Annotated in this window: 11 protein-coding genes; 7 read left to right on the forward strand and 4 right to left on the reverse strand. The window is 38.0% G+C overall.

Going from position 1 to position 6,623, the window contains the following annotated elements; translation table 11 throughout:
- The coding region (mobQ, locus tag GA0061071_RS23065) for a MobQ family relaxase (RefSeq protein ID WP_167352679.1) at positions 1–598 on the reverse strand (598 nt) is incomplete at its 3' end.
- A 338-nt stretch (positions 599–936) separates the two neighbouring features.
- On the opposite strand from mobQ, the gene GA0061071_RS23070 reads away from it, so the two are divergent.
- Genes GA0061071_RS23070 through GA0061071_RS23095 form a run of 6 tightly spaced genes read left to right on the forward strand, consistent with a single transcriptional unit; the run spans position 937 to position 2,888 of the window.
- Positions 937–1,137 carry a hypothetical protein gene (locus GA0061071_RS23070; RefSeq protein ID WP_088237055.1) on the forward strand — a complete coding sequence of 67 codons (201 nt, stop codon included), beginning with the start codon at positions 937–939 and terminating at the stop codon, positions 1,135–1,137.
- Positions 1,138–1,140: 3 nt separating this feature from the next.
- The gene (locus GA0061071_RS23075) at positions 1,141–1,467 is read left to right on the forward strand and encodes a hypothetical protein (protein WP_088237054.1); all 327 of its coding nucleotides are present in this window, start codon (positions 1,141–1,143) and stop codon (positions 1,465–1,467) included.
- Positions 1,457–1,798, forward strand: coding sequence for a hypothetical protein (locus GA0061071_RS23080; protein ID WP_088237053.1), 342 nt, complete (start codon positions 1,457–1,459; stop codon positions 1,796–1,798). Before GA0061071_RS23075 ends, GA0061071_RS23080 begins: the two co-directional genes overlap by 11 nt.
- A complete protein-coding gene (locus GA0061071_RS23085) occupies positions 1,791–2,180 on the forward strand; it encodes a hypothetical protein (protein ID WP_088237052.1) in 390 nt (129 codons plus the stop codon). Before GA0061071_RS23080 ends, GA0061071_RS23085 begins: the two co-directional genes overlap by 8 nt.
- A gap of 6 nt (positions 2,181–2,186) precedes the next feature.
- Positions 2,187–2,426, forward strand: coding sequence for a hypothetical protein (locus GA0061071_RS23090; protein WP_088237051.1), 240 nt, complete (start codon positions 2,187–2,189; stop codon positions 2,424–2,426).
- A 6-nt stretch (positions 2,427–2,432) separates the two neighbouring features.
- Entirely contained in the window at positions 2,433–2,888 is a 456-nt protein-coding gene (locus tag GA0061071_RS23095; protein ID WP_088237050.1) for a CCDC34 family protein, read from the forward strand.
- A 467-nt stretch (positions 2,889–3,355) separates the two neighbouring features.
- Here GA0061071_RS23095 and GA0061071_RS23100 read toward each other — a convergent pair whose 3' ends face one another.
- Both GA0061071_RS23100 and GA0061071_RS23105 read right to left on the reverse strand, forming a co-directional pair.
- Positions 3,356–3,637 carry a type II toxin-antitoxin system RelE/ParE family toxin gene (locus tag GA0061071_RS23100; protein WP_065800170.1) on the reverse strand — a complete coding sequence of 94 codons (282 nt, stop codon included), beginning with the start codon at positions 3,635–3,637 and terminating at the stop codon, positions 3,356–3,358.
- Entirely contained in the window at positions 3,634–3,885 is a 252-nt protein-coding gene (locus GA0061071_RS23105; RefSeq protein WP_085480189.1) for a CopG family ribbon-helix-helix protein, read from the reverse strand. Before GA0061071_RS23105 ends, GA0061071_RS23100 begins: the two co-directional genes overlap by 4 nt.
- A gap of 378 nt (positions 3,886–4,263) precedes the next feature.
- Between GA0061071_RS23105 and GA0061071_RS23110 the strand changes: the two genes are divergently transcribed.
- Positions 4,264–5,952, forward strand: coding sequence for a protein rep (locus tag GA0061071_RS23110; RefSeq protein ID WP_088237049.1), 1,689 nt, complete (start codon positions 4,264–4,266; stop codon positions 5,950–5,952).
- 16 nt (positions 5,953–5,968) lie between these two features.
- Here the strand turns inward: GA0061071_RS23110 and GA0061071_RS23115 are convergent.
- The coding region (locus tag GA0061071_RS23115; RefSeq protein ID WP_167352680.1) for a MobA/MobL family protein at positions 5,969–6,623 on the reverse strand (655 nt) is incomplete at its 5' end.

Raw genomic sequence — 6,623 nt, forward strand, 5'->3', positions numbered from 1 at the left:
CAAGCTCTGCTTTCTGGTCTTTCAGTGAGCGGTGATCAATACGCGCATCGATGCCAGCCTTTTGCATGTGCTCGTTCGCTGTGTCCGCCCAGCTCTTGCGCCAGTCTTCGAGCTGCTCTTTGCTGTTCCATTCTCTGACCTTCTGACCGAACCCCGCGCCGTCCGGGGTAAGGCTGCGAGTGGTTAGCATTACGTGAAAATGTGGATTGTCGCTATCGAGCTTATGAAAAGCTATATCAGCAATCATTCCATTTTTAACAAAATGCTCTTGGCAAAAATCTATCGCCAGCGCCTTTTTTTGTTCGTCTGTCATTTCTACGGGAAGCGCAATATTAAACTCGCGTGCTAACTGAGCATCTTTTCTTTTTTCGCATTTTTCTATGGTATTCCATAAGTATTCCGGCTTTAAAAAATTACGGTCTGCGCCTTCTGGTATTAATATCACACTGTCAGAAACTCCCTTTTTTTTGCTGTAGTCGTGGATCTCCCCTGTATGCTCATCTGTTAACTTTTCGCCGTGACGATAAGCCGCCGCTGCTACGCTACTGTGTCCTTTCGATCTTGTTATTGCTTGCGCACTCATATGAAATATTGCCATTTTTTTTACCTCTATTATTGAAAGCACATATATAAAAAAATAAGTGAAACTATTTTTGCATTATCAAAAATCAATAATGTAATATGAGCATAAAGCGAGTATTCATTATTATATTTTTGATTTTGTTTTCCCCCCATTTATGGGGCGCACACATTCGAAGAATGTATAAGTGCGCTATTGTAGTTTTTAGCAAAACTAAAATAGCTGCTTTACGTAAACCGTTTATCAAGAAAATACGCGCTTTAGAAATGAAATATATATAACGCGCTTTACTCAAATAAAAAAATATATTACTTAATATATATAACAGAAAACCAAAAAAATAAAAGGGGTGTGAAATGAATAGTATTGACGAAAGAATAACAGAAAAATCAATAGAGCTTGTTAATTTATTTATGAAAAAAATAGAAAGTGAAGATGCGACAGCTAATTCGCACGTTCGCGGAGTTAAAGCAGTTATTATTTATGATGAGATTTTGACAAGAGGTAGCGTTGCTATTTCTTTAGACTGTATTACAGAACCAAAAAAAAAGGAATAAAAAATGATTGGGAATAATAATGACGATTACGACGATTATGCTTACGACGAAGACACAAAAACAGTACCTTTAAGTTGTGAAGATGATGAAGATTATTTAAGAGATAAAGATAAAGAAGAAAAATCACTTTTACAGAAAATGATTGAGTATAAAGATGAAAGCTCACTATTTGGTTGTTTATACGAAGTCTCTGGGGTGATCGGTCTTGCTATTCTTCTGTTTACAGGTTTTGTTTTTACTCTTCCTATTTTATTAGTGATTAGCTTGTTTGCGTTTTTCTTAACGATGAAAGAAAAGAAAGAAAAGAGGGATTTAAAAAATGGCGTTTAATATAGAAAAATATAATAAAGTTAAAAAAGAGCTTGAGCAAAAAGCAAACTTACTAAATCGAATGGAGCAAGAAATGAAAGCAGAGAAAAGAAAAGAAGATGCAGCGCGCAAAATAAAAGCAGGAGCTGAGTTAATAAGAATAGTTAGAGAGAATGCTAATGAGGATTTAGATTTTGTTAATGATATTGCGCTTTTAGTGGGGGCTTTAACTAATAATCAGTTATTGAGAAAAATACATAACGAGCGCGAATATTTGAGAGAACAGGGCGATAAGAAAATAAACGAGTGGAAACTTAAAAATAATAAAAAAAGGAGTAAAACAGATGAATAAAAGAGAGGGAACGGCGGATATGATGAATCGTCTTAACTTCTATGATACGTCTTTTGCTTGCTTACATTTTTTAATGATAGATTTTGATAACGACATGCAAGAAATGAAAAGAAAAAAAGATTTTCATCCTTTGATGCTTTTGAATAAACACGATAGAGCGAGTTTATATTTAGAAATATTAAATATTATTAGAATATCACTTGCTAGCAAAATGTTAGATATTCAAAGCGAAGAACTGTTAAGCGCTGATTTATATTTTCATAAAAAAGACGAGTTAGATATAGCTGAGGATGCGAGAATAATCACCTATGTATTTAGAGACTTTGTAAAACAAAGAATAGAAACAGCGATTAAAAACATTGAAGAAGAAAAAAAAGGTTAAAAATATATGAACTTCTTAGTTGAGTTATTTGCAAAAGCAAAACCAGCAGTAGACGACGGCGGCGGCAGCCTCATCCCAGCCGCGATGGGTTTTTTTATTGTTGCTTTTTTTGTTGCCATTATATCTTCTGTTGTTTCATCTGCATTCAGAGGTGCAAGTAAATCAGCAGAAGTGAGTATGAGCAATGCTAAAAAATATCACATCGCATTAATAAAAGAGCAATATAGAAGAAAGAAAGGAGAATAATATAATATGGAATATGAATATTTGCTGGGTGTGATATTTATTCTTTTATTCTTATCTGTTTGTATTTTCTCGGTTTTGTATGCTCCTGATATTTACCACTGGCAGCATTATAACTTTTTTAGATTTAAAAACTGGTTAAAGTACGGCGGTAAGAAAAAAGACATTGAGGAAGAAAAAATAAAAAAGGAAGTAAAGAAAATGACTATTGATAATATTTTAAAGCTCCTCAAAAAATACAATATTGATTTTGATGGCAACGAGTTATTAAAAGCCACATTTAATATTAAGATGAAATACTACAGATTAATACTGGCTGAAAAAGAAAGATTGAAAGAAAATAAAAGAATTGATGAGTTGCTAAGGCAGAAAATAAAAAAAGAAAAAGATGATTTTGACGCTGCGGCATTTCAAAGAAAAGCCGATGAACGCTTTAAAGAGTTTATGAAAAATCGCAATAAATAATCTTAGATCTCAACTTGTCAAAAAAAATCAGGGAGGTTCTGCGCGTAGCGCGGATACCCTTATTTTTATTGACAACTCACCAGATAAAAAACACTTCCAATAGGTGGGTGGTTCACGTAGTGAGCCATCCCGCCTGTTAAGCCGCCTTTAAGCCCTTCCCTGTGTTAATCTCTGGCCGCTGGCCTCCTGCCGTTCCGGGTGGGTTTGTGTTTATGTGTACGTGGCAGGAGAGCCAGCCCTGCAGCTGAGTCCGGGGGGCATTTGACGCCCCGCCCTTGCCCTTTGGTTTTGGGTTTGGGGAGTGAGCGAAGCGAGTGACCTACTTCCCTTGTTTAATAAGAAACAAATCAGATTTGCAAAACACCCTAAAAACGGCCTCGCAGCCCGCACCATTGCTGGATTTCTTACTTAAAAAAAAGGTTGAAAAAGGTTGAATGGCGGAGTTGTTTTTGTTTAGAAAATAGGCGCTATCGGTCTTCTCTAACGTGCCATAAATCCACGATGTAAATCGTGTTTTCCGGCTCTACGATCTGATAGTGGATCTCGTAGTCATCAATAACGAGTTTGCGCACTTCGTCCGGCTCGTATAGTTCAAGATGAACGCCAATGTATGGCGCGAACTGTAGGCCGTCTGTGGCGGTGGTCAGGCGGTCGGCTACTTTGTTAGCTCGCCGCCTGCTGTGTTGTAATGAGAAGTTGTAAACCCGCGCTAAATCCTGCTGCGCCTTGTGAGTCCATCTAACGATCATCTACTAGCCTTTAGTGCTCTTACAAAGTCGTGCATCTCTTCATTGCTGATTGTGCGCCCTGCTCTCACGTCCTCCAATCCCTTGAGGATCTCTTGGTGGCGGCGTTCGTAGTTGTGTATCAAGTTGGTCAGGGCTTCACGTATCAGCCAGCTTTTAGAGCGATCGAGATCTTTCGCCAGCGCGTCAACCTTGCGAACGAGAGAGCGCGGAACCTCTGCACTGATGGTCTGTTTTTGAATGCCGGTCATAGCATCACCTCTTAAACGTCATTAGGGGTTATTAAGTAGTTTAGCATCCTTAAAAATGGGATGGCACCTTTAAAACTGCGGGTTTGATGGGGTGTTTTTGGGATGATGAGGATCAAAAAAACTGATAAAAGGCATACTATGGGACAGCACTACACTTTGCCCGTTTTTATGGTGTGATTTTTGGGATGGTTTATGTCGCTTAGACGAAAAACGGGCGTAAAAATGGGATGAGGCTGCACTTTGAGCGGTTTTAGGTGTTTGGAATGGGCGGTTGAGGTGATCGGTTTGTAGACAAAGCGGCTGCTAAGTGATTGACAGAAATAAAAAACCCCTTAGAGTTGAACTTGCGACGGTTCCATACAATAAGGGGTTTTTTATATGCTTTCAGGAGAAAGATTAAGCGCAATACGCGCGAAAGTCAATAGAGCGCAATGCTCACAAAATAAAAAAAGTGCAACACTTTCAAGCGTTTCTATTAATGGTGATCGAATCACAGAACGCAAAAAAGAAAGTTTTAAGACTGCTAATAGTTTTATTATTCGCGGCAAGATTGAAGAAAATGAAACTCTCACTAAGCGCGGTGAACGTTCTTTAAACTGTGCGCAACAGCGTTATGTGGTTGTTGTGAATGGTAAGGCGCATACTGTATTTACTCACCGCTGCCGCTCCCGTCATTGCCAGAACTGTCAACGAATAAAAGCTTTTGTCTGGCAAGAAAAAATGAAAGAAATAATACCAGAGCTTTCTATTAACTTTAAAAATGGAAAGTATTTATTTATTACTTTCACTGTTAAAAATCCAAAAATAACAAATCTTCGTTTAGTTCTTAAATGTATGTCTCGTGCTTATGCGAAGATGTTTCAAAGAAAGGCTTTTCGTTTTGTTGTGGGTGGCATTCGCTCTACTGAAATCACCAGAGGTAAAAGCGGAGATGATGAAGCACATCCACATTTTCACGCGATTATATGTTTAAAAACTACTTATTTTAAAAAAGAAAATTATTTGAGCGCTGACGAATGGGGTAGACATTGGGGCGAGTGCTTAGAAGCTGAGTTCAAAAAGGAAGGTTTAGAATATAATGCTGCTGATTATCCTAAAGGGTTTCCGCGCGTAGATATTCGCGTAGCTAAATCAGCAGACGGAAAACAAGAAATAACAAATAAAAATATTGCTGAACACGGCGATCAGCTTATAAATTACGTTTTAAAATATTCGATAAAGGGAAGCGATTTATTAAAAGACGGCAAAGCTGATAAATGGTTTTGGGAGTTCGATAAACAAGTTAAGGGTATTCGTATGATTGCGCCCGTGGGCGTAGTAAAAAAAATGCTTGCTGATTTAGAGCGCGATCAGTTTGATTATTATAAAGAACAAGAGAAGATTGAAAAACTAATCGCTGATGATGTGAACTTTAAAGCGGATAAAGCAGTATTTAAAAAAGAAGATGATTTTGATTATTATATGGAAAGCAAAAAAGATCGCTTTCAATATATTATTGAAGCTATCGAGGCAAAAGCGTATAACTATCAATGCTATTATAAAGCGTTATTATCTGACCATCTTTTAGCTTTTAGATCTGGTATCGATGGGATTATTGAAAACTTCAAAAAAATAAAAAATACAAAAACAAGAGAAGGTTTTGAGATATTAGAAAAGGCGGAAATGGGTCTTGTTAAAATACAATGCGAAAGGATAGAGCGTTTACAGTTTATTTGTGATGCGCTTGTAAGGGTTGGTTTATATAAAAAGATGTCTGATTTTGAATATGTGAATATACATACAAAAGACAAAACAACTATAGCTAAAAATAATATCGTGGGTGTTATGAAAGCAGTTGAAGAAAAACTCTTGAATGATTTCAATCAAGATTTTATGAGACTTGAAAACGCTAAATCTCAAGATGTTTTTAATACTGTTGTTGATAGAGTAAATGAAAAATCAGCACTGATTAAACTTGTAAGAAATGAGATTTTAGCTGCGGGAGCATATGCTTATGATGCTGATAACTGCGAATATATAGATCTTGAAACTAACGAGCGTTTAGAAGTTATAGCAACTATAGAATAATAGCTCTTGCGAGCTATTATTTTAAACGTGGTCTATTTATTTTGTAGTTGTTTTCTTCTTCTTCATCTTCTTTATTAATCGCGTTTTTCATCTTGCTAAACTTATTTTTAAACTCAGTTTTAGACTGTGCTTTAGTTTCTTGAGCAAAAGCAGGAACGCCGCCGCCGCTCGTCAGATATGCTTTTTTCTTCGCTGCCGATTCTTTATTTTCTGCTTCCTCTAACTCTTCGCGCTGCGCTTCTGTTAAATGCAAGTTCTTATCTGTTTTTTCATCTACAAGATTGATATTTGATCCTGACGCTACAGGAGCCGCTGCCGCTGCTGTTTTTTGGCCTCCCTGTTTAGCATCTGGTAAAGATGCGGCAGGGGAGGGAGCCGGAGCCGCTGGCGATGGCTTAAGCGTGTTTTGTTCAATGTGGTTAAGTGCTTTAGCTTCTTGTGACACTTTCACTTCTTGAAGCGCGTCAAAGCGTTCCAAACGCTCCGGGTTGCCGCTGTGGCCTCTGTGGATGGTTGCGGGGCGGTCTAAGCTGATAGCCTGCGCCTGTTGCTCCACGGTGGGGGAGGGGATAGCGTCAAGCTCTGCTTTCTGGTCTTTCAGTGAGCGGTGATCAATACGCGCATCGATGCCAGCCTTTTGCATGTGCTCGTTCGCTGTGTCCGCCCAGCTC

Origin of the sequence: Kosakonia oryzendophytica, from assembly GCF_900094925.1 — a bacterium.
Lineage (GTDB): Bacteria > Pseudomonadota > Gammaproteobacteria > Enterobacterales > Enterobacteriaceae > Kosakonia > Kosakonia oryzendophytica.

What these genes read in the sequence shown, in the direction of transcription:
- GA0061071_RS23080 (WP_088237053.1), top strand. Translation starts at nt 1,457, where the DNA reads ATGGCGTTTAATATAGAAAAATATAATAAAGTTAAAAAAGAGCTTGAG.
- GA0061071_RS23110 (WP_088237049.1), top strand. Translation starts at nt 4,264, where the DNA reads ATGCTTTCAGGAGAAAGATTAAGCGCAATACGCGCGAAAGTCAATAGA.
- GA0061071_RS23070 (WP_088237055.1), top strand. Translation starts at nt 937, where the DNA reads ATGAATAGTATTGACGAAAGAATAACAGAAAAATCAATAGAGCTTGTT.
- GA0061071_RS23075 (WP_088237054.1), top strand. Translation starts at nt 1,141, where the DNA reads ATGATTGGGAATAATAATGACGATTACGACGATTATGCTTACGACGAA.
- GA0061071_RS23085 (WP_088237052.1), top strand. Translation starts at nt 1,791, where the DNA reads ATGAATAAAAGAGAGGGAACGGCGGATATGATGAATCGTCTTAACTTC.
- GA0061071_RS23105 (WP_085480189.1), bottom strand. Translation starts at nt 3,885, where the DNA reads ATGACCGGCATTCAAAAACAGACCATCAGTGCAGAGGTTCCGCGCTCT.
- GA0061071_RS23090 (WP_088237051.1), top strand. Translation starts at nt 2,187, where the DNA reads ATGAACTTCTTAGTTGAGTTATTTGCAAAAGCAAAACCAGCAGTAGAC.
- GA0061071_RS23095 (WP_088237050.1), top strand. Translation starts at nt 2,433, where the DNA reads ATGGAATATGAATATTTGCTGGGTGTGATATTTATTCTTTTATTCTTA.
- GA0061071_RS23100 (WP_065800170.1), bottom strand. Translation starts at nt 3,637, where the DNA reads ATGATCGTTAGATGGACTCACAAGGCGCAGCAGGATTTAGCGCGGGTT.